Source organism: Alteromonas sp. BZK5, from assembly GCF_014349115.1.
GTDB lineage: Bacteria > Pseudomonadota > Gammaproteobacteria > Enterobacterales > Alteromonadaceae > Alteromonas > Alteromonas macleodii.
Genome location: NZ_JACSOE010000002.1, coordinates 65,321 through 87,314 on the forward strand (window position 1 = coordinate 65,321; position 21,994 = coordinate 87,314).

The window sequence follows — 21,994 nt, forward strand, 5'->3', positions numbered from 1 at the left end:
ACCGACGACTGCGAGGCTGGTACTACACCAGCCTTTGTTCTTTTATTTAACGGGTAAAAATAAAACATGACCACAAATATCCACGACCAACGCATACTTATTTTGGATTTTGGCTCGCAATACACGCAGTTGATAGCACGTCGTGTTCGCGAAATAGGCGTTTACTGTGAGCTTTGGGCTTGGGATGTGACCGAAGAGCAAATCCGCGAATTTAATCCTCAAGGGATTATTCTGTCAGGTGGCCCAGAGTCAGTAACCGAAGAAGGTTCACCACGCGCGCCCGAGTACGTATTTGAAGCTGGCGTGCCAGTGCTAGGCGTGTGCTATGGCATGCAAACCATGGCACAACAGCTAGGTGGTGGCGTACTGGGTTCAGACAAGCGTGAATTTGGTTATGCGCAAGTAGAAGTGATTAAGCCAAGCCCGCTGCTGGATAAAATTGAAGATGCGATAGGCGATAACGGCGCGGCGCTGCTTGATGTATGGATGAGCCACGGCGATAAAGTGGCAGCTATTCCCGAAGGTTTTGAAACCATCGCGCAAACCGCTTCATGCCCACATGCTGCAATGTATAACGCAGAGAAGCAATTCTATGGCGTGCAGTTCCACCCTGAAGTGACCCACACTCGCCAAGGCATGCGTCTATTAACTCACTTTGTGATGGACATCTGTAAGTGTGAAAAGCTCTGGACAGCTGGCGCAATTATTGACGATGCCATTGAGCGCATAAAAGAGAAGGTGGGCGATGAAGAAGTTATTCTTGGCCTTTCAGGCGGCGTAGACTCGTCAGTAACAGCAATGCTGCTTCACCGCGCAATCGGAGACAAACTTACCTGTGTGTTTGTAGATAATGGCCTGCTTCGTTTAAATGAAGCTGATCAGGTTATGGAAATGTTTGGTGACCACTTTGGCCTAAACATCATCCGTGTAGACGCTGAAGAGCGTTTTCTTGATCGCCTAAAAGGCATTGAAGATCCTGAGCTTAAACGTAAAGCTATCGGTAATGAGTTTGTTCGTGTATTTGACGAAGAAGCGGGTAAGCGTGAAAACGCGAAGTGGTTAGCGCAAGGTACTATTTACCCAGACGTTATTGAATCAGCGGGTTCTGCAACGGGTAAAGCGCACGTAATCAAATCGCACCACAACGTGGGTGGTCTTCCAGAAGATATGGAGCTAGGTCTTGTTGAGCCACTGCGTGAACTCTTTAAAGACGAAGTACGCAAAATCGGCCTTGAGCTAGGTTTACCGTACGACATGCTTTACCGTCACCCGTTCCCTGGTCCGGGTCTAGGTGTTCGTGTACTTGGTGAAATTAAGAAAGAATATTGCGACTTACTACGTCGTGCAGACGCTATCTTCATTGAAGAGCTATATGCAGCTGACCTATACCAAAAAGTAAGCCAAGCGTTTACCGTATTTCTTCCAGTGCGCTCAGTTGGCGTAATGGGTGATGCGCGTAAATATGACTGGGTAGTAAGCCTTCGTGCAGTAGAAACCATCGATTTCATGACAGCTCACTGGGCACATTTACCCTACGACTTCCTAGGTAAAGTGTCGAATCGCATTATCAATGAAATTGACGGCATTAGCCGCGTAGTATACGACATTTCTGGTAAGCCACCTGCTACGATTGAGTGGGAATAAACGGGTGTAAATTTACCGAAATGAAAAGAGAGCCTTCGGGCTCTTTTTTTGTATCTACTTAAAAAAGAACAAGTTAATAAGCCTGTTACTATAAGGGTGTATATTTTCGCATATATTGGTATGTTGATTCATACCAAATTTGTAACCATACCGTCATAAAAATATCATTTAATGGCGACGTCCTTCTTTAAATTTATACTAAAGGTTAAGCCGTGTTCAATTACACAAGCATCAGCCGTTTGGTGATGACGCCTGTTCTCGCCAGCTTTTTAATTCTTGTACTATTAAACGGTGCCTCAATTCTAAAGTCTTTCTCGTTACTTAATTCATTCGATGAGTTAGAAAACACCCTTGTTCAGTCAGAACGAGACGTCAATACCACGCTAAGTACTTTCAAAACTCAAGTGCAAGAGTGGAAGAACGTATTGTTGCGTGGCCACAAAAAAGACGACCGAGAAAAATACTGGGAGCGATTCAAGCAGAGAGAGGCCGACATCACTCGCCAGTTTGACCTGATGCTATCAAGTAGTGTGATAAGTGAAAGCGTGAAGTCAGATATCAGGCAATTTCAAAAAGCCCATGCAGTCATGGCCGAGAAATACCGTGAAGGATACGACGCATTTATTAACTCAGGGTTTGATCCAAAGGTTGGAGATAGCTTTGTTCGAGGTATTGATAGAGAGCCTGCTAAGCTCCTCTCAGGTATCGCGGCGGAAATTGCAGCGGATTCAGCGAATGCGATTGCTGAACTTAAAGCCAATACGCGCACTATGCTCTGGATAATTCTACTGGCAGCAATTGCGCTTTCTGTGCTTTCTGTTGCTTATGTGATTGCTCGTTTGCGCTCTCAGGTTATTAAACCAACGAAGCAGGTTGCGGCGTGTATATCTAACTTGGCTCATAGCCGTTACGACTACGCGTTAACGTATTCCAGCGACCATGAATTGGGCATGCTGGCAGAATCTGCCAGGGCATTACAAAACAAATTAAAAGATTCGGTTGCGCAGCTTCAACAAGCGGAGACCGAAATGGAGAAGGCGTTTGGCACCCTCGGTAACGTCAGTCAATCCATTATGGAAGGCGCCAATGGACAACGGGATGCGTCGCGCTCGCTTGATAGCAGTACGGATAAACTTAAAGAGATTGTGCAAAATTTAGTGGCAATCACTGACCAAGTTGCTGTGGCGACAAATAACTCAGAAAAGAACGTGGCAAGTTGTTATGCCACGTTTGAAAGCGCCAATGCAGGCTTTAAGCAACTAGCAAAAACGGTAACCGAATCTAGTAATATCGTGTCAGAACTGCAAAGCCGCAGTACCAATATTCTAAAAGTGGTAAATGTTATTAACGAAATTGCCGATCAGACTAACCTGCTGGCTCTAAACGCAGCAATTGAAGCTGCTAGGGCAGGTGAGCATGGCCGAGGTTTTGCTGTGGTAGCCGACGAGGTTCGAGCACTTGCAGCTAAAACACAGCAGTCGACCAAGGAAATTAACGACATTTTAAGTAGCTTTGAAGCTGAAGCAAAAGGGGCCGTTGCGGCGATGTCGTCAGGCAAGCAGCTGTCAGACACAAACGCAGCAGAAGCAGCGACAGCGCTTGAAACACTCAATAACGTGGTGAGGGATATTCAAGAAACCGCCAGCGTAGTTGTGGCGCTTAACGAAGCCGCAGATGAGCAAGAGGCTGTACTTCAGCAGGTGGAAACAATTATCAGTAATGTGGTCACATCATCTGAAAAATATCATCAACTTGCTCAGCGTGATGACATGTCACGCTCAATGAAAAGTATGTCAGAAAATGTTGAAAAGGTGGTGAACAGTTTGACCCGCTAACTGTGCTTTGTCAGTATAAACACGTTAAAAGGGAGTGTTTGAACAATGTTCACGCTCCTTTTCTTTTATCTGTTATAGATGCGCACGTCCTAAACCAGTATTGATAATAATGACAACACCACTCGTATTTCATCCTATTTATAGCCAGTTAGATCTTCCTGAGCGACACCGATTTCCCATCGAGAAGTACGTAGGTATTCGCGATGAATTGTTAAATCGTGGTGTGGAAGCATCGCGTTTTGTTACTCCATCACCGGTTGATCTTTCTTTTCTCACAGCCTATTACGATCCGGACTATGTTGATGCACTAAGTACTGGCGCATTAGATAAGAAAGCCATGCGCCGCATAGGCTTTCCCTGGTCGCAGCAGCTGATTGAGCGTACCCGTACTGCCGTCGCTGGGACCTGTTTAACAGCCAAGCTAGCTCTAGAGCATGGAAAAGCATTGAATTTAACGGGCGGGTATCATCACGCGTTTGCTGATTTTGGTTCAGGTTTTTGCTTGTTCAACGATTTATATTTGGCAGCGAAAACTATGCAGCAAACCCCGTCCGTTGAAAATGTGCTTATTGTCGATTTAGATGTGCATCAAGGCGATGGCACAGCAAAACTTGCCGAAAACGACCGTGATATTTTTACCTTATCTATTCATGGTGAAAAGAACTTCCCTCACAGAAAGCAGCGTTCCGATATTGATATAGGGCTCGATAAGGGCACCGAAGACGATGAGTATCTAACTACGCTAGAACAAGCGCTAACGATGGTAATGAGACAATTCCAGCCCGATGCCATCATCTATGACGCAGGCGTTGATGTGCATGTAAACGACGACCTTGGTCATTTACATATTTCTACGCAAGGCGTGTACGAGAGAGATACGCAAGTCTTTGCGTTAGCCGAGCGTTTAGGCGTTCCGATTGCTGCGGTGATTGGTGGAGGCTACCAAAGAGATATTGCTGCGCTGGTAGAGGTGCATATTCAGCTTTATCGCGCGGCAGGCGTGATTGATTAGCAAACAGTGATGTCGAAATGAGAAGAGCACGCCATGCAAAAGCGGTTTGGCGTGCCCATCCTGTGTCTACGTGGTTATTTATTACAAAAAGTGCAGCTGAAAACCGATACCAATACGTTCTTGTGAGCGGTTATAGTCGATAAGCGAATCGCCATAGCCATTGAAGTATTGAAGCAAGACTTCATAGCGATCAGAGATAGGGTAGGTGAAGTCTAGCTGGATGCTGCCTCGGTTCTCATCTACGTCGAGGTTATTTCGTAAAAGCGCCAGTACTTTAAACGCGCCAATTTTCCTTCCATAACCAAGTTCCATTCTACCGTAATAGTCTTGTATATCAGGGTTATCGTCGCCGGTAGGATCAAGCGGGTCTGTTTTCTCGTCTTCAGGAATACGGTACCACGTCTTTAGGTAGTAGATATCGTCATCGTCGCTAAAGACAATAGAGGCAAATATACGGTTCCAGCTTCGAGAGCGCAGCCCGCTTTGACCGTTAGACATATGATTGAAACCAACTTGAAAGGTATTAAATTTGTAGCCAAGTACGGAATAATCGGCTGTTTCTTGCCAAAAGACTTCTGGTTCGTAATTGGTCTCGCGAAACGGCTTCGACGCTTCGCTGTTATAAAGCTGCCAGAAAGAGGTTAGCGTAAAGCCAAAGTAAACGCCGTCGAATCCTGTATCTTCCAAATAAAGCGGCAGCTTTGCGCTTACCTGAAATTTTGCTTCTTTATTGTCTATGTTCTCGTTTGTGAGTTCTTCACTTGCCACAGAGCTTGGGTTGGAAACGTAAGTGATTGGAAGTAGATAGTTTTGTCTATGCTGAGTGATAGCAAACACATTATCCAGTGCTTCTTTATCGCCTTCTAATCGGTTATCCAGTGCACTTTCCGTGATGGTGTCACGTTTGATGATATCGATAACTTCAATACCGCTTTCTTCCTGAGACGATTGATTTTCTTCATTTTCAACAGTGCGCTCTTGTTCACTATTTTCTGAAGATGATGCTTGTTCGCTTACCACTTCTTGTGATTGTTGAGCGCACACAGGCGTGCAAGCAGCAAATGCTGCCAAAAATACAAAAGGCTTTAACACAGACACCTTTAATTCTCCGTAACGTGGGGTTGTTGTTATGCTTAACTGAAGTCCAGTGCTTGGCCTTCTGAAGATGCAAATACTTGTAGATTAGACTCTGCCACTGTGACGTATACATTACAATGGTTTACAACATCATCTATATCGTTATCAGTCCGTTCTGGATCATGACTATATAAAGCTAATTTTTTTGCGTTACATGCCATTGCTAGTTTCACCGCTTCTTCCGCGACCGAATGACCCCATCCGTTCTTCGCTGGCATGTCAGACAACATATACTGTGCATCGTGTATTAGCAGATCGGCATTTTGTGCAAATTTTGCGAAATCGATAAAGTCTGTTTCTTTTTTGTAGGGGGGGTAAAGCTCATTATCTGTTATGTAAGCCACCTTTGCGTCATCGGCTTCAATACAATAGGCACTGCCACGACCGGGGTGGTTCATGGCTAAGCGAGTTATGGTTGCGCTTCCTACTGAAAATCGGCTTGTAGACTTGGGAATATCGACAATAGAAATGTTAGCTTTCAACGCACTTCTGGGGACTGGAAATAACGACCCTTCCATTTGCTTTAAAATTTGATCAGGTTCATCAAGGAGGGTTTGACCCGGGTATATGTTGATTTCGCGTGAAGCCTGATAGATAGGCGCAAAAAAAGGGAAGCCTTGAATATGATCCCAATGGTTGTGGCTCAATAGCAGATTAATGGGGGTATCTTTTTGAATAAGGCGCTCGCCAAGCACGCGAATCCCTGTTCCAGAGTCGAGGATGATATCGGTACCATCCTCAAGCTCAATGTGAACGCATGCAGTATTGCCACCATAGCGGACGTAAGCTGCTCCCGGGGTAGGGATTGACCCTCTTACGCCATAAAATGTTAACCGCATACGCCCTCTTTTCTAATCTAATCGGCGAGATCAGGCGCTAGAGTGCGGCTACAAAGTCCTTTGCTGCGCTAATATCTAACAACTGCTTTTCACCAGTACGTCTATTCTTATACTCAACCTGTTGATTATCTAGGTTTCTTTCACCAATAACAATGCTGTGAGGTATGCCAATTAATTCCATATCATTGAACATGACACCCGGACGCTCTTTTCTGTCGTCAAACAACACTTCTACGCCAAGGGCAACAAGCTCTTCATAAAGCGCTTCCGCTGCTTCTTTAATGCGATGAGACTTATGCATATTCATTGGTATTAATGCAATTTTAAACGGTGCAATAGGATCTGGCCACTTTATGCCAAATTTATCGTGGTTTTGCTCGATAGCTGCCGCAACAATTCGAGATACGCCTATACCGTAACAACCCATAGTTAAGGTTTGGTGCTTACCTGATTCGCTTAGTACGCCGCAGTTCATGGCCTCTGAATACTTGCTGCCAAGCTGGAAGATATGGCCCACTTCGATGCCGCGTTTAATATCTAGCGTGCCTTTCCCGTCAGGAGATGCATCGCCTGCTACAACGTTGCGAATATCAACGCCAGTAATATCTTCAGACCAGTTTACGTTAATATTTATCTTACCGCCTGCGCCTGCGCCTGTAGTGAAGTCAGCAAGGGCAGCTGCACTGGCGTCAATAAAAGCGGGTACAGGCAGGTTGGTTGCATCAGCAAACAATGGTGAAACGCCAAGAATATCTTTTGCTTGTTCAAATGATGCTTCAACAAGCGGGCTTGCAACGCCGTCTAACTTCTCTGCTTTTACATCATTAAGCTCATGATCAGCACGAAGTACAAGGGCTACCCATTTGTCAGAAACTACTTCTTCGCCTTTACTGTCTACTTCATTAGCGGCTTTCACTACTACGACTTTGACCGCGTTTGTCACTTCGGCTTCTACGCTTTTTAAGATGGCATTGAAATCTTTGCCTTTGGCATCTTTAGTCTCAACTGCAGCGCCCGATGCGACAGCTTTTTCAGGCGCAACAGCTTCAGCCATTTCAACATTGGCTGCGTAATCACTGTCGCTTGAGAAAGCGATATCGTCTTCACCTGATGCGGCAAGTACGTGGAATTCGTGAGAGTGATTACCACCAATAGAGCCAGAGTCGGCAATTACTGCCCTGAAGTCTAAGCCCATACGCGAGAATATGTTGCAGTAAGCGTCGTACATTTTTTGATACGTTTCTTCTAAGCAGCTATCTTCCAAGTGGAAGCTGTACGCATCTTTCATGGTAAATTCACGACCGCGCATAATGCCGAAACGAGGGCGTACTTCGTCTCGGAATTTGGTCTGAATTTGGTATAGGTTCAGTGGAAGCTGCTTGTAGCTGCTAATTTCATTACGCACAAGTGCAGTAATAACTTCTTCGTGCGTTGGGCCTAATACGAAATCACGCTGGTGGCGGTCTTTAATACGAAGTAACTCTGGGCCGTACTCTTCCCATCGTCCAGATTCTTCCCACAAATCTGCGGGCTGAACAACGGGCATTAGCACTTCAATCGCGCCTGCTTTGTTCATTTCTTCACGAACAATATTGGCTACTTTATTAAGTACACGAAGACCAGATGGCAACCATGTGTATAGACCCGAGGCAAGCTTTCTGATCATACCAGCTCTTAGCATAAGCTGGTGGCTGATAACCTCTGCATCTGCAGGTGTTTCTTTCTGCGTGGCAAGCAAATATTGACTAGTGCGCATGTAAAGCAGGTATCCTGTTATAAATGTATTTATGACGGTTAGTGTGATGCTCTTTCGCAAACGGCAATTCGCAAAACAAAACATTGCGAAATGCTTGAACCGAGATAAGGTGTCACACGTTTGGGCGTATTCTAATTAACTGTGAGCTATTTCGCCACAGACTGTTAACACTAATAGTGTAATTATCCTAAATGAACCAGTTCGGTCACCTTAACGGCGGCATCTCTTATTTCAAACCCTACATCAATATCGTATAGCGTCACGCGGTAGGTTTTCTCATCATTTTCAATATGCTGTTTATAGGCTGGGCGAGGGTCTTGGGACAGTACCGCAGTCACCAAGGCAGAAAAACCACGGTGCTTTTTCTCTATTTCAGCAAGCGTGGGCTGGATTGTATCGGCGAATGATACGTCGCGATTGGGTATGGGGTTAATGTCATCAAGATTATCGCTGGCGCTAGGAACACTATCAGCGTACGCGATATAGGGCTTGATATCGACAAGTGGTGTGCCGTCGACTAAATCTACCCCTTCAACCACTAACTGTGTCTGTCCATTACTGCTAACCACACCTTTGTTTTTCACCACAGACATGCCAATCCCATTAGGTCGGTGGGTACTGCGACTTGCCAATACGCCCATAGTTGCATTACCACCTAGACGAGGGGCTTTTACCGTATTTTTCCAACCGCGTTCAATGTTTTGGTGAAAGATAAAAAGCAGCCACAGGTGACTGTAATTCTCTATCCCTTTAAGCAAATTGATATCGTTAAAGCCTTCTTCGAAGGTAATAATACCTTCGGCGTTAGCCAAGTTGGGCTGCCTTGGAATAGCAAACTTTTGCTTGAAAGGCGTAGCGACGGTCGCTATCGCCTCGAGAGAAAATGAATTGTGGGTATTCACGTTTTAGCCCTAACGAAGTCAAAATGTGTAACGTTGTCATATTACTCACATAATTTGCAGGTAAAGTGACGTTTCAAGTGAAAGCTTGAGCCAAATAAACATCCTGCTTGTTATAAGGCGCTGCTTATTTGGGTTCCCTGGAGTAATCCAATACTTTGGGCCTGCTCGCATCACGAGCTTATTCCCTTTTTAGTGCGTGTTTTTTACATTGCACAAAAAAGGTAAGCTTCCCGTGTTTTATCGAGCGGGCTTATCTTTTTTAAGCGTGTCTAACACACCCTCAAAATAAGGGCACCCAAGCGTCCGTGCTTTTTCAATGTTATGCCTGAATATCTTTTCGGCATCCTCTTCTTTTTTCATGTAGCGTGTGATGTCAGCTTCACGAATCAAATGCAAAAGCGGGTAGGGTGAACGATTGGTATAGTTTTCAGCATTGTCTACGTCGCTATCGTCGAATACATAATTGGGGTGGAAGCTGGCAAGTTGATAAGTGCCGCTGTATCCCCAGTCGTGCAGCATATTATCGCTAATAGCCAGTACATCGAGATATTCGTTGAAATCAGCAAGGGTTGAATGCGTGAGTGCAATTAGTGTTGTAGCGGTGGTGTCGTTCTCTTCTAAATGCCGCAACTCATCGTATAGCGATTGAACGACATTTCCCGCATCGCCCTCAATTACCACACACCGAATTTGATGAGGTGTTCTTACATAGCGCGCAAAGGGACAAAAGTTGTGCTTTATCACAATGTCGTCAACCCATTTAAGCGTTGCATCAATTACGTGCTGTTCCCATAAAGGAGATGTTGGTTCTGCCATAAAAGGTGTAGGTCAGTTTGAGTCTGTGTTCAACGTGAGGGGAGTATAAAACAAAAAGGCAGAAATTTGATTTCTGCCTAACATTTTGATTGAACTATTTGTGCTTTAAGAATGATATTTTACGTAAGCTTCCAGCGTATTCTCTATCAAACTGGCTACTGTCATCGGCCCAACTCCGCCTGGAACGGGGGTTATCCAGCCTGCGCGCTCTTTCGCTTTTTCGAAATCAACATCGCCAACAAGTGAACCATCATTAACGCGATTAATACCTACATCAATGACAATCGCGCCCTGTTTTACCCAGTCACCAGGAATAAAGTTCGGTTTACCTACCGCGACTACCAGTAGGTCTGCACGTTGAACGTGACTTTTAAGGTCTTGAGTAAACTTATGACAGGTAGTAACGGTGCAGCCTGCTAAAAGCAGTTCCAGGCTCATAGGGCGCCCCACAATGTTCGACGCACCTACAATGACCGCGTCTAAGCCTTTTACAGGGCGCTTGGTTGACTCTATCATGGTCATGATGCCTTTTGGCGTGCAGGGACGTAGTGCAGGAATACGCTGTGCAAGGCGGCCAATGTTGTATGGATGAAATCCGTCGACATCTTTATGAGGGTGAATACGTTCAAGTACCTTTTCTGCATTTAACCCTGCAGGTAAAGGAAGCTGTACCAGAATTCCGTCTATCTCTTTATCTTCGTTTAGCTCGTCCACTAAATTTAGCAAGGTCTCTTCTGTGGTATCAGAAGGAAGGTCGAAAGAGCGAGAAACGAACCCCACTTCTTCGCACGCTTTACGTTTATTGGAAACATAAACTTGAGAAGCTGCATCACTGCCAACAAGGACAACGGCTAGGCCTGGTTGTCTTTTACCTGCTTGCGTAAGCGATTCAACATAGGAGGTTACGTGTTGGCGAACTTGTTTGGCAATTAGTTTGCCGTCAATAAGATGGGCGGTCATAGTCTTGTACGATTCTTATATGGTTGGGTGGTCAACAAGTGCCCTATATTGTTTCATAAAATAGGACTAATACTCTAGTAGTTATTGCTCTGCAATTATTCGCCACAAATGTTCAACGTAAACGACCGTTAATGGAAAGCCTGATGCTTACCCTTTAAAAGAAGCGCAAACCTAGGCTAAAGACAGGCAAATACAAGGGTAATTGTTCAAAAAAACGTGAGAATGGATGCTTTGTGAGCGGTTGATGATTTTATTTAAAAAAGTGTTTGACGAGGTGGGGGGATGTCAGTAATATTCGCACCCCGTAACGGCACAGAGGCTAACGCTTTAAGGTCGGTACGACAGTCGGTGAGTGGCGCAGCTTGGTAGCGCACTTGTTTTGGGTACAAGGGGTCGCAGGTTCAAATCCTGTCTCACCGACCACTTTTTGCAGCGAAGATTCGCCAAGCGCCCGTAGCTCAGCTGGATAGAGCAACGGCCTTCTAAGCCGTGGGTCGCAGGTTCGAATCCTGCCGGGCGCGCCATGCGAGTCAGGTAGGTCCTGATAGCAAGGCTGAATTTTCGTATTTACACTGCTAAAATAAAGCGTGTAAATTGCAAACACACCCTATGGTGGGCGTAGCTCAGTTGGTAGAGCCCCGGATTGTGATTCCGGTTGTCGTGGGTTCAAGTCCCATCGTCCACCCCACTTTTTCGCGGAAGTGGTGGAATTGGTAGACACGCTGGATTTAGGTTCCAGTGCTTCACGGCGTGAGAGTTCAAGTCTCTCCTTCCGCACCATATTTTCAAGCTTTATCAAAAGCTTAACGTAAGCATTCCAGTCGGTGAGTGGCGCAGCTTGGTAGCGCACTTGTTTTGGGTACAAGGGGTCGCAGGTTCAAATCCTGTCTCACCGACCATTTATGCTTTCTTCGATTCAGTAAATACTTTTAGCTAGGAGTGATAAATCCTCTATGGGCTAGGGTATGAGTCGACATTAACTACCGAGTAGCTATGTAAGATCCTGACAGCTCGGTAGGTGCTTATGTGTTTCTCAATTCACACATAAGTCTGAACAGGATTACTATGGTGGGCGTAGCTCAGTTGGTAGAGCCCCGGATTGTGATTCCGGTTGTCGTGGGTTCAAATCCCATCGTCCACCCCACTTTTTTGCGGAAGTGGTGGAATTGGTAGACACGCTGGATTTAGGTTCCAGTGCTTCACGGCGTGAGAGTTCAAGTCTCTCCTTCCGCACCATATTTAAAGCTCTCGCAGGGCTTTTCAAAAAGATATATCTGTCGGTGAGTGGCGCAGCTTGGTAGCGCACTTGTTTTGGGTACAAGGGGTCGCAGGTTCAAATCCTGTCTCACCGACCATTATCTTTCTCTCCTCTTTATTCACTGCTCAATAAATTCGCATAAATTCTGTCTTTTTCACTATTTAAGCTATTAGTTTCGCTATTTGGTCAAAATGCGTTCAAATGGTTGTTACAAACTTGTGTTTGCCTCTCGACTCTTGTGGTATGCGGCTGTATACTACCGCGTCTTTTTTTAACCAGTACGTTTGTTTCAGGTTGGCTTTTTGACACAATTTCGTGTCCTAACTTTGATTTTATAAACGTCGAATAACGACCTCTACCCCGGCGTGATATGCAACTCTTGCATGACGGGAGAGGGGATTGAGAACAAAACGCCTACAGAGGCGTATAGTTGAGGTAACATAATGCAAGTTTCAGTCGAGACGACCCAGGGTTTAGAACGCCGTCTTACTATCACCGTTCCATCTGACACGGTTGATTCAGCAGTTAAGTCACGTCTACAGCAATTGGCGAAAACACAACGCATCAACGGCTTCCGTCCAGGTAAAGTTCCTGTAAGCGTAATCAAAAAGCGTTTCGGCCAAGCTGTTCGCCAAGAAGTTGCTGGCGATGTTATGCAGCAAAACTTCTACCAAGCAGTGATTCAAGAGAAAATTCAGCCTGCCGGTATGCCGAAGTTTGAACTGACTAAAGACGAAGACGGTCAGGACCTAGAATTCACAGCATCTTTCGAAGTTTACCCAGAAGTAGAAGTAAAAGGTGTTAGCGATATCGAAATCGAAAAGCCAGTAGTAGAAATTACTGACGAAGATCTAGATAACATGATGGAAACACTTCAGAAGCAGCACGCAACTTGGAAAGAAGTTAAGCGTAAAGCGAAGAAAGACGACAAAGTTATCATCGACTTTGTTGGTTCTATCGACGGTGAAGAGTTTGAAGGTGGTAAAGCAGAAGACTTCGCTCTTGAGCTAGGTAAAGATCGCATGATCCCTGGTTTCGAAAAGCCTCTTGTTGGCGCGAAAGCGGGTGAAGAAGTGACTATCGAAGTAACTTTCCCTGAAGACTACCACGCAGAAAACCTAAAAGGTAAAGATGCAGTTTTCCAAACTACCGTTAAGAAAGTAGAAGGCTTAAACCTTCCAAAAGTTGACGAAGAGTTTGCTAAACTATTCGGTGTTGAAGAAGGCGGTGTTGACGCGCTTAAAGCAGAAGTTCGTAAGAACATGCAGCGTGAACTAAACCAGACGCTAAAAGCGCAAGTTAAAGAAGACGTTATTGCTAAGCTAGTTGAAGCTAACGAGATTGATATTCCTCAAGCGCTTATCGATCAAGAAGTGAACGCACTTCGCGAGCAAGCCAAACAACGTTTCAGCCAACAAGGCGGTGGTCAGAACCTTCCAGACCTACCAGCTGAATTGTTTACTGACAACGCTAAACGTCGCGTATCTATTGGTCTTCTTCTAGGTGAAGTGATCAAGCAGAACGAACTTAAAGCAGACGAAGCTAAAGTTAACGAGATGATCGAAACTGCTGCTTCAGCGTATGAAGATCCGCAAGAAGTTGTTGATTACTACAACAACAACCAAGAGCTTATGCAACAAATGCAGAACGTTGCACTAGAAGAACAAGCTATTGAGTGGGTTCTTGAGCAAGCAAAAGTTACCGAAGTAACTAAAGCTTTTGACGAGGTTATGAACAAACAGGCGTAATTTTTTACTGTCTGATTGACATTACTTGTCAGCAACTGCTTAAATGCTCGGAGCCTTCCGAGCATTTTTGTTTTTAACGCTAGATAATCAAGGTAGCTATGACTAATACCCCGTTTGACCCAATGAATGCACTTGTCCCTATGGTTGTTGAGCAAACCTCTAAAGGTGAGCGCTCATACGACATTTATTCTCGCCTATTGAAAGAAAACGTAATTTTCTTGGTAGGACAAGTTGAAGATCACATGGCCAACCTCATCGTTGCTCAAATGTTGTTCTTAGAAGCTGAAAACCCAGAGAAAGATATTTTCTTATACATTAACTCACCAGGCGGTTCGGTAACTGCTGGCATGGCAATTTACGATACGATGAAGTTTATCAAGCCAGACGTGAGTACAGTATGTATGGGCCAAGCTGCAAGCATGGGCGCATTTCTACTATCTGCAGGAGCAAAAGGTAAGCGCTACTGTCTACCTAACTCGCGCGTAATGATTCACCAACCGCTTGGTGGCTTCCAAGGTCAGGCATCTGATTTTGAAATACACGCGAAAGAAATTCTGTCTATTAAAGAGAAATTGAATCGCCTTATGGCGGACCATACTGGTCAAGACTATGAAAAAGTCGCGCGTGACACAGACCGTGATAACTTCTTGAGTGCAACTGAAGCAAAAGAATATGGCCTTGTTGACCAAGTTTTAGCAAATCGATCTGACGTAGCCGCAACTAAGTAGTATAGTTATAGTAGACCTGAGCCAGTGCATAGCACGTTTTGGTTTTCGGCTCAGGCAAGGCAGAGGCAAAAGTAATGAGTGATAAGCAAAGCGGTGACGGTGATAATAAGCTACTGTACTGTTCGTTTTGTGGCAAAAGCCAACACGAAGTAAGAAAGTTAATAGCAGGCCCGTCGGTATTCATTTGCGACGAGTGTGTTGAGTTATGTAACGATATCATTCGCGAAGAAATTAAGGAAATCGCGCCTAAGCAAAAGCAGGACGCTTTACCTAAACCAAGCGAAATTCATGCTCACCTAGACGATTACGTTATCGGGCAAGAACATGCAAAGAAGGTATTATCAGTAGCGGTGTATAACCACTACAAGCGCTTGCGCAATGGCGACGTTCACGAAGGCGTAGAACTTGGCAAAAGTAATATTTTGCTAATAGGGCCTACCGGTAGTGGTAAAACGCTGCTAGCAGAAACCCTAGCGCGCCTGCTTGATGTTCCGTTCACCATGGCTGACGCAACCACGCTAACTGAAGCTGGCTACGTGGGCGAAGACGTTGAGAACATCATCCAGAAGTTACTGCAGAAGTGCGACTATGACGTAGAAAAAGCGCAGCGCGGAATTGTTTACATCGATGAAATCGATAAGATTTCTCGTAAGTCAGACAACCCATCTATCACTCGTGACGTTTCGGGTGAAGGTGTACAGCAAGCGCTTCTAAAGCTGATTGAAGGTACGGTTGCGTCTGTTCCTCCGCAAGGTGGACGTAAGCACCCACAGCAGGAATTCCTGCAGGTTGATACCTCTAAGATATTGTTCATCTGTGGTGGTGCGTTTGCTGGTCTTGATAAAGTTATTGAGCAACGCGCACAAAAAGACACGGGTATTGGATTTGGTGCTACGGTTAAGTCGAAAGACAACGGCAAACAAATCAGCGAACTGTTTAAGCAAGTTGAGCCTGAAGACTTAGTGAAATATGGTTTGATTCCAGAGTTCATTGGTCGTCTACCGGTAGTAACAAGCCTTGAAGAGTTGAATGAAGAAGCACTAATTCAAATTCTACGCGAGCCTAAGAATGCAATCACCAAGCAATATGGTGCATTGTTCTCGATGGAAGATGTAGAGCTAGAGTTCCGTGACGATGCACTTAATGCTATTGCCAAAAAGGCTATGGATCGTAAGACAGGCGCACGTGGTCTTCGCTCAATCGTTGAAGCGGTTTTGCTTGATACTATGTACGACCTTCCTTCAATGGAAGACGTGAGCAAAGTTGTTATTGATGAAACCGTTATTCGCGGTGAATCAAAACCTATCTTGATTTACGACAGCAACGAAAAGAAAGCCGCCTCTGAATAGATGCTGGTTTTGTGAAAAAAGGCCCTTCAGGGCCTTTTTTTGTTTTTAACAGCTAAAGTTTCAGACTTCGTTGTCTAATCTGATCGACGTTTAATCAAGGGGTATACCTTGAAAGTGGATGATATTTGAGCGGTTAAAACAATTCTCGCTATCCTTTCTACTAGATTTTTGAGTTTAGTATTGCCATTCGAGGCAAAATCGATAATGGTTATACTAAGGTCAACAGGCCCTGGAGCAGGGAAGGTAAGGTTAAGGAATTAATGCACTTTAATAAGTTTCGATTGAACTTTGCTCTTGCATCCCCATATAAAAATGACATTTCAAACTAATTGAGAACAAGTATGACAGTTGAGCGTGAAAATCGCATTGAAATTCCTGTGCTTGCCTTGCGGGACGTGGTTGTTTACCCGCATATGGTCATACCCCTATTTGTTGGGCGTGAGAAATCAATTCGTTGTCTAGAAGCGGCAATGGATAATGACAAACAAATTTTTCTAGTAGCACAAAAAGACGCTGGCGTAGATGAGCCTGAAGCGGACGACATCTATACCGTCGGTACTATTGCTACTATCCTACAACTTCTAAAGCTACCCGACGGTACGGTTAAAGTGCTGGTGGAAGGTAGTGTACGCGGTGAAATTGAAAGCTATAAGCAATCAGAGCCATTCTTTGTTGCTAATGTAGACAAACTAACTGATGAAGAGATTGATGAGAGCGAACAAGAAGTGCTTATTCGCTCTGCGGTTTCTCAGTTTGAAGGCTATGTAAAGCTAAACAAAAAAATTCCACCAGAAGTACTGACATCACTAAATGGCATTGAAGATGCGCCTCGTTTAGCCGACACCATGGCTGCACATATGCCTCTTAAGCTTACTGAAAAGCAAAAAGTGTTAGAGATGCAGGGCGTTAATGAGCGTCTTGAATATCTGATGGCGCTGATGGAAGGCGAAATTGATTTGCTGCAGGTCGAAAAGAAAATTCGTACCCGCGTTAAAAAGCAAATGGAAAAGAGCCAGCGCGAGTACTATTTGAACGAGCAGATGAAGGCTATTCAGAAGGAGTTGGGTGAACTGGATGACGCACCTGACGAATTTGAAGCGTTATCTAAAAAGATAGCCGACGCTAAAATGCCTAAAGAAGCGGAAGATAAAGCGAAAGCTGAACTTCAAAAGCTTAAGATGATGTCACCAATGTCTGCAGAAGCTACCGTGCTTCGAAGCTACATTGACTGGCTGACTAACGTGCCTTGGAACAAGCGCTCGCCGGTGAAGAAAGATCTTTCCCGCGCAGAAGGTGTGCTTAACGAAGACCACTACGGCCTTGAGAAAGTGAAAGAGCGCATTCTTGAGTATTTAGCCGTTCAGCAGCGTGTTAAAAAGCTAAAAGGCCCAATTCTGTGCCTTGTTGGCCCTCCAGGTGTAGGTAAAACTTCATTAGGCCAGTCGATTGCTAAAGCGACAGGTCGCAAATATGTGCGTATGGCACTAGGTGGCGTGCGTGACGAAGCTGAAATCCGTGGTCACCGTCGTACTTACATTGGTTCATTGCCAGGTAAGCTAGTTCAAAAAATGGCGAAAGTAGGGGTCAAAAACCCGCTTTTCCTACTTGATGAAATCGATAAGATGTCATCGGATATGCGAGGCGACCCTGCGTCAGCGCTCCTTGAAGTACTAGATCCAGAGCAAAACAGCAGCTTTAGTGACCATTATCTGGAAGTCGACTACGACCTGTCAGATGTTATGTTCGTAGCCACCTCTAACAGCATGAATATTCCAGGCCCATTACTTGACCGTATGGAAGTGATTCGTCTATCTGGCTACACAGAAGACGAAAAACTCAATATTGCGAAGAACCATTTAATTGGTAAGCAAATGGAACGTAATGGACTTAAAGCGAAGGAGTTGGAAATTACCGATTCTGCCGTGATTGGTATGATTCGATACTATACCCGTGAAGCCGGGGTTCGTAGCTTAGAGCGTGAAGTGTCGAAAGTATGCCGTAAAGCGGTAAAAGATATCTTGCTTAAGAAGAGCAAAGACAAAGTAGTCGTAACTCAGGATAATCTTAAAGATTATCTTGGTGTTCAACGCTTTGACTACGGTAAAGCCGACAAAGACAATCAAATTGGACAAGTTACAGGACTTGCTTGGACGCAGGTAGGTGGTGACTTACTGACCATTGAAACAACATCGGTTCCGGGCAAAGGCAAAATGACATCAACGGGTTCGTTAGGTGATGTCATGCAAGAGTCTATTAAGGCTGCTATGACGGTGGTAAGAAGTCGTGCAGAAAAGCTTCGCATAAACGATGACTTCTACGAGAAACGTGATATTCACGTGCACGTACCTGAAGGTGCTACGCCGAAAGATGGCCCTAGCGCAGGTATTGCTATGTGTACTGCACTTGTCTCATCACTTACGGGTAACCCTGTGAAGTGCGATGTAGCCATGACCGGTGAAATCACCCTACGTGGTGAGGTGCTTGCTATTGGTGGACTTAAAGAAAAACTACTAGCAGCGCATCGAGGCGGCATTAAGACTGTCGTTATTCCAAAAGATAACGAGCGTGATTTGGAAGAAATTCCAGACAACGTGAAGAAAGATTTATCAATCCATCCGGTTAAGTGGATTGATGAAGTTCTTGATATTGCACTGCAGGAACCTGTAGAAAGTGTCAAGGTGGTTAAAAAATAACTTAATCGACTGGCTACAATCCTTTGTTTTTAAAGGCGTGTAGCCGTTTTTTTGCTATAAAATTGCAATAAATGAACAAAAAATGTGCATTGAGCAAAAGAAAACCTGATTTTTTTAAAATTAGGGCTTTCAAGTCGCAAAAGTTGTGTTACCTTTAAATGGTATTCGCTTGAAGCCTTGCCACAAAAGGGATTGCAGCGATTCATTTAAAAAGTTAATTATTTGTGACTGAAGCTTGATGTTAATGATCAAGCTTGCTATAACGTCCAAGCAAAATCGTTTTGGATAAACAGTATAATAACAATCGAAGGGGATCTAATTGTGAACAAGTCTCAACTTATCGACCAAATCGCTGCTGGTGCAGACATTTCTAAAGCAGCTGCTGGCCGTGCTCTTGACGCATTCACTGACTCAGTAACTGCGGCGCTTAAAGACGGCGACCAAGTTGCACTAGTAGGCTTTGGTACTTTCTCAGTTCGCGAACGTTCAGCTCGCAGTGGCCGTAACCCACAAACTGGTGAGACTATTCAGATTTCAGCAGCGAAAGTTCCATCTTTCAAAGCTGGTAAAGCACTGAAAGACGCTTGTAACTAAGCACAAAAATTATAGAAAAAGGCGATGGCTAGTCCATCGCCTTTTTTATTTCTAAAACAAAGAATTCAATATTGGGGTCAGAGTAATGACTCTGACCCCAATATTTTAAGAGTAGAAATAACCCTACGAGGCTTGATGAGTTTTATACATGTCCTCGCAACGTTCGAACTTAACGAAAGACAGTACAAATAGTGTGTTTTGGTCGTTTATATTCGGCAGCATTGGGTTATAATCAGCGCTTATTTTATCTCGCACTCACGGATTTGTGATGGTTTGAGGTAACTGTAGTAAGCAACGGAGTTGAAGAACAATCATGCTAGAAAGAATCAGAGAAGGTTCTCAAGGCCCTTGGGCGATGGCGATTATCGCGCTTATCGTTTTAAGTTTCGTATTCGCAGGTGTAGGTAGCTACCTAACATCATCAGGTACTACTGCAGTAGCTACTGTTAATGGCGAAGAAATTTCGGCACAAGAACTAGAGCGTGCATATCAGAATCAGCGTGCACAAATGGAGTCACAATACGGCGAAAGCATCGCACAGCTTTTCTCTAGTGAGCAATACCTCGCAGATTTCAGAAGAAATGTACTGGACAGACTTGTTGCTGAAAAACTAATTCAGCAACAAGCGACGGACATGGGATTGCGCGTAAGTGATAAACAAATTCGCGAAACCATAACACAAATGCCTGAATTCCAGTTTGGTGGTCAGTTCGATAACGAACGTTTCCAAGCCATTCTTCGTCAAAACGGTTTTCAAGTAGCCGATTTCCGTGATTATCTGCGCGTTCAAATGACACAAAACCAGTTGGCTGCAGCGCTAACGAATTCTTCATTTGCGTTGGACGGTGAAGTACAGCAAGCGAATGCGCTACAGCGCCAAACTCGTGATGCGAAATACGTGCTAGTGAGCTCTGATGAATTTGCCGGCTCAATTGAAGTGACAGATGCGGATGTTGAAGCTTTTTATAATAACAACATCGCCTCTTTCGATACTGACGAGCAGGTTAAACTTGCTTACGTTAAGTTAAGTGTCGATGACTTGAAAGATCGCGTTTCGGTTGATGAAGAAGCGGTTCGTACGTACTACGAAAATAACCTGGGAAGCTACGGCAAAGAAGAAGAGCGACGTGTTTCTCATATTCTTATCGAAGCTGGCGATGATGCCGATGCAGCGAAAGCAAAGGCAGAATCATTAAAAGCAGAACTCGACAACGGTGCAGACTTTGCGGCTCTTGCAGAAGCAAACTCTGATGACACATTCTCTGCCGAAAACGGTGGTGACCTAGACTTCATTACGCCAGAAATGATGGACCCAGCGTTTGATGAAGCAGCTTTTGCTTTACAAAATGTTGGCGATGTATCCGACGTAGTTGAAACCGAGTTTGGTTTTCACATCATCAAGTTAACAGACTTAAAAGAAGCACAAGTTAAATCTTTCGATGAAGTAGCGGGTGAGATTCGCGATACGCTTCTTTATGACGCGGCTATGGAAAAGTACTTTGAGCTTCAAAATACGTTAGCTGAAATTGCGTTTGAAGTACCTGATACGCTAGAAGATGCAGCGAACGCGGTTGATTTGCCTGTGCAAGAGTCAGTGGTATTTAGTCGCAACACCGCACCTGCTGATCTAAGCTTCCCTGGTTTACTGGACGTTGCTTTCTCTTCTGAACTTATTGATGAAGGGCTTAATAGCGATATTATAGAACTAGACGACGAAACCGTTGTTGTTGCGCGTGTTATTGAGCATCAGCCTCAGCGTACTCAATCTCTTGAAGAAGTACGCGAAGGCATCGAAGCCTCTGTTAAGGCTGAAAAGTCAAAAGAAGCTGCAGAAGCTTGGGCGTTTGATATCGCACAAAAAGTGCGTGCTGGAGAAAGCGTTGAAAGCGAGCTAGCTGAAAAGTCTGTGTCTTGGGAAACAGCAGCGGCTGTTCCGAGAGCGGGCGGTACACTTGCACGTGCACTCGTTGACACGCTTTTCTCTCTTGCCCTTGAAGGCGAAGATAAAGTTGATGTTGCAACAATGGTAAACGGTGACGTTGCTGTTGTTATGCTTGAAAACGTTAACGCAGCACCAGAGCTTGAGAATGAGTTGGGTGAAAGCCTGAAGCAGCGCCTTGCTCAGGTACAAGGTCAGCGCGTTTATCAACAATATATTGATGCGCTTCGCGCAAATGCAGAAGTGACTATCTCACAGACGCTATAAGCACTGCTGCATAAAAGCTGTCGCTGCGACTAACAGTGACACCGGCAAATACTAAAAAGCCAGCCTCTTTCATAGATGCTGGCTTTTTTTTACAACACAGTGATTGGCTATTTATTTGAAGTGCGTTAGTTCGTTAAGAACAGCATCAGTGTATAAAATGCCGCAATAACACCAGATAACACGAATATGTACAGAAACCCTTGCTTGCCTTGCTCCAGAGTGTATTTATTGGCTTGTAAATAGCCAAACCAGAGTAGTGACAAAATAAGGGGTATTAAAACAATGATTTTTAACACAGTAATGCCTTTCTTTAAGTTATGTTCTAGTTATAACAACGCGCGTTGATTTAGACAAATCTTAACGAGCCAGTCCTAGTCGCCAACTCATCCATTGTCGCCTTCCTTGTTGTCATCCTTTATTATTTTTAACTTCAGGTTACCTTGTCCGCTGTCATGGCATTGTCGTAAATCTGTTATTGCCGTGTCACTTTACATTTGTGTAATAGACCCACGTTTCA

At 44.6% G+C, this 21,994-nt stretch carries 15 protein-coding genes and 8 tRNA genes; 17 read left to right on the forward strand and 6 right to left on the reverse strand.

All coding sequences use genetic code 11. The features are described from left to right. Positions 1-66: 66 nt before the first annotated feature. The 3 genes from guaA to BIZ39_RS01150 all read left to right on the forward strand — a co-directional run bounded on the left by guaA (position 67) and on the right by BIZ39_RS01150 (position 4,491). Positions 67-1,644, forward strand: a complete 1,578-nt coding sequence (guaA, locus tag BIZ39_RS01140) for a glutamine-hydrolyzing GMP synthase (protein WP_014950157.1) — start codon at positions 67-69, stop codon at positions 1,642-1,644. A gap of 212 nt (positions 1,645-1,856) precedes the next feature. Then, entirely contained in the window at positions 1,857-3,479 is a 1,623-nt protein-coding gene (locus tag BIZ39_RS01145; protein WP_014950156.1) for a methyl-accepting chemotaxis protein, read from the forward strand. Between the two features lie 109 nt (positions 3,480-3,588). Next, positions 3,589-4,491: a histone deacetylase gene (locus BIZ39_RS01150; RefSeq protein ID WP_049588927.1), complete on the forward strand. Its 903-nt coding sequence runs from the start codon at positions 3,589-3,591 to the stop codon at positions 4,489-4,491. A gap of 81 nt (positions 4,492-4,572) precedes the next feature. Here the strand turns inward: BIZ39_RS01150 and BIZ39_RS01155 are convergent, their stop codons facing one another. The 6 genes from BIZ39_RS01155 to folD all read right to left on the reverse strand — a co-directional run bounded on the left by BIZ39_RS01155 (position 4,573) and on the right by folD (position 10,901). Beyond that, on the reverse strand, positions 4,573-5,589 hold the full coding sequence (locus BIZ39_RS01155; protein WP_039231566.1) for a phospholipase A: 1,017 nt from the start codon (positions 5,587-5,589) through the stop codon (positions 4,573-4,575). Between the two features lie 35 nt (positions 5,590-5,624). After that, on the reverse strand, positions 5,625-6,467 hold the full coding sequence (locus tag BIZ39_RS01160) for an MBL fold metallo-hydrolase (protein WP_187446156.1): 843 nt from the start codon (positions 6,465-6,467) through the stop codon (positions 5,625-5,627). 37 nt (positions 6,468-6,504) lie between these two features. Further along, positions 6,505-8,223, reverse strand: a complete 1,719-nt coding sequence (locus BIZ39_RS01165; protein ID WP_039231569.1) for a proline--tRNA ligase — start codon at positions 8,221-8,223, stop codon at positions 6,505-6,507. Between the two features lie 182 nt (positions 8,224-8,405). Continuing rightward, on the reverse strand, positions 8,406-9,125 hold the full coding sequence (gene tsaA / locus BIZ39_RS01170; protein ID WP_131138152.1) for a tRNA (N6-threonylcarbamoyladenosine(37)-N6)-methyltransferase TrmO: 720 nt from the start codon (positions 9,123-9,125) through the stop codon (positions 8,406-8,408). 237 nt (positions 9,126-9,362) lie between these two features. Then, the gene (locus BIZ39_RS01175) at positions 9,363-9,941 is read right to left on the reverse strand and encodes a DUF1415 domain-containing protein (RefSeq protein ID WP_187446157.1); all 579 of its coding nucleotides are present in this window, start codon (positions 9,939-9,941) and stop codon (positions 9,363-9,365) included. A gap of 105 nt (positions 9,942-10,046) precedes the next feature. After that, on the reverse strand, positions 10,047-10,901 hold the full coding sequence (gene folD, locus BIZ39_RS01180) for a bifunctional methylenetetrahydrofolate dehydrogenase/methenyltetrahydrofolate cyclohydrolase FolD (RefSeq protein WP_014950149.1): 855 nt from the start codon (positions 10,899-10,901) through the stop codon (positions 10,047-10,049). Between the two features lie 346 nt (positions 10,902-11,247). Between folD and BIZ39_RS01185 the strand changes: the two genes are divergently transcribed. From BIZ39_RS01185 to BIZ39_RS01250, 14 genes are all read left to right on the forward strand, one after another. Next, positions 11,248-11,324 (forward strand) — tRNA-Pro (locus BIZ39_RS01185). Between the two features lie 24 nt (positions 11,325-11,348). After that, positions 11,349-11,425 (forward strand) — tRNA-Arg (locus BIZ39_RS01190). Between the two features lie 88 nt (positions 11,426-11,513). Beyond that, positions 11,514-11,589, forward strand: a tRNA-His gene (locus BIZ39_RS01195). A gap of 7 nt (positions 11,590-11,596) precedes the next feature. Beyond that, positions 11,597-11,681: transfer RNA gene (locus BIZ39_RS01200), tRNA-Leu, on the forward strand. Positions 11,682-11,723: 42 nt separating this feature from the next. Further along, a tRNA-Pro gene (locus tag BIZ39_RS01205) sits at positions 11,724-11,800 on the forward strand. Positions 11,801-11,969: 169 nt separating this feature from the next. After that, positions 11,970-12,045: transfer RNA gene (locus BIZ39_RS01210), tRNA-His, on the forward strand. 7 nt (positions 12,046-12,052) lie between these two features. Further along, a tRNA-Leu gene (locus BIZ39_RS01215) sits at positions 12,053-12,137 on the forward strand. Between the two features lie 42 nt (positions 12,138-12,179). Then, positions 12,180-12,256: transfer RNA gene (locus BIZ39_RS01220), tRNA-Pro, on the forward strand. Between the two features lie 346 nt (positions 12,257-12,602). Then, positions 12,603-13,907 carry a trigger factor gene (tig, locus tag BIZ39_RS01225; RefSeq protein ID WP_187446158.1) on the forward strand — a complete coding sequence of 435 codons (1,305 nt, stop codon included), beginning with the start codon at positions 12,603-12,605 and terminating at the stop codon, positions 13,905-13,907. Between the two features lie 98 nt (positions 13,908-14,005). Then, positions 14,006-14,635, forward strand: a complete 630-nt coding sequence (gene clpP / locus BIZ39_RS01230) for an ATP-dependent Clp endopeptidase proteolytic subunit ClpP (RefSeq protein ID WP_014950147.1) — start codon at positions 14,006-14,008, stop codon at positions 14,633-14,635. A 74-nt stretch (positions 14,636-14,709) separates the two neighbouring features. Further along, positions 14,710-15,984, forward strand: coding sequence for an ATP-dependent protease ATP-binding subunit ClpX (gene clpX / locus BIZ39_RS01235; protein ID WP_187446159.1), 1,275 nt, complete (start codon positions 14,710-14,712; stop codon positions 15,982-15,984). A 341-nt stretch (positions 15,985-16,325) separates the two neighbouring features. Continuing rightward, positions 16,326-18,677: an endopeptidase La gene (gene lon / locus BIZ39_RS01240; protein WP_187446160.1), complete on the forward strand. Its 2,352-nt coding sequence runs from the start codon at positions 16,326-16,328 to the stop codon at positions 18,675-18,677. 321 nt (positions 18,678-18,998) lie between these two features. Next, the gene (gene hupB / locus BIZ39_RS01245) at positions 18,999-19,271 is read left to right on the forward strand and encodes a nucleoid-associated protein HU-beta (RefSeq protein WP_012518978.1); all 273 of its coding nucleotides are present in this window, start codon (positions 18,999-19,001) and stop codon (positions 19,269-19,271) included. 313 nt (positions 19,272-19,584) lie between these two features. Next, positions 19,585-21,477, forward strand: coding sequence for a SurA N-terminal domain-containing protein (locus tag BIZ39_RS01250; RefSeq protein WP_187446161.1), 1,893 nt, complete (start codon positions 19,585-19,587; stop codon positions 21,475-21,477). Positions 21,478-21,994 lie beyond the last annotated feature (517 nt).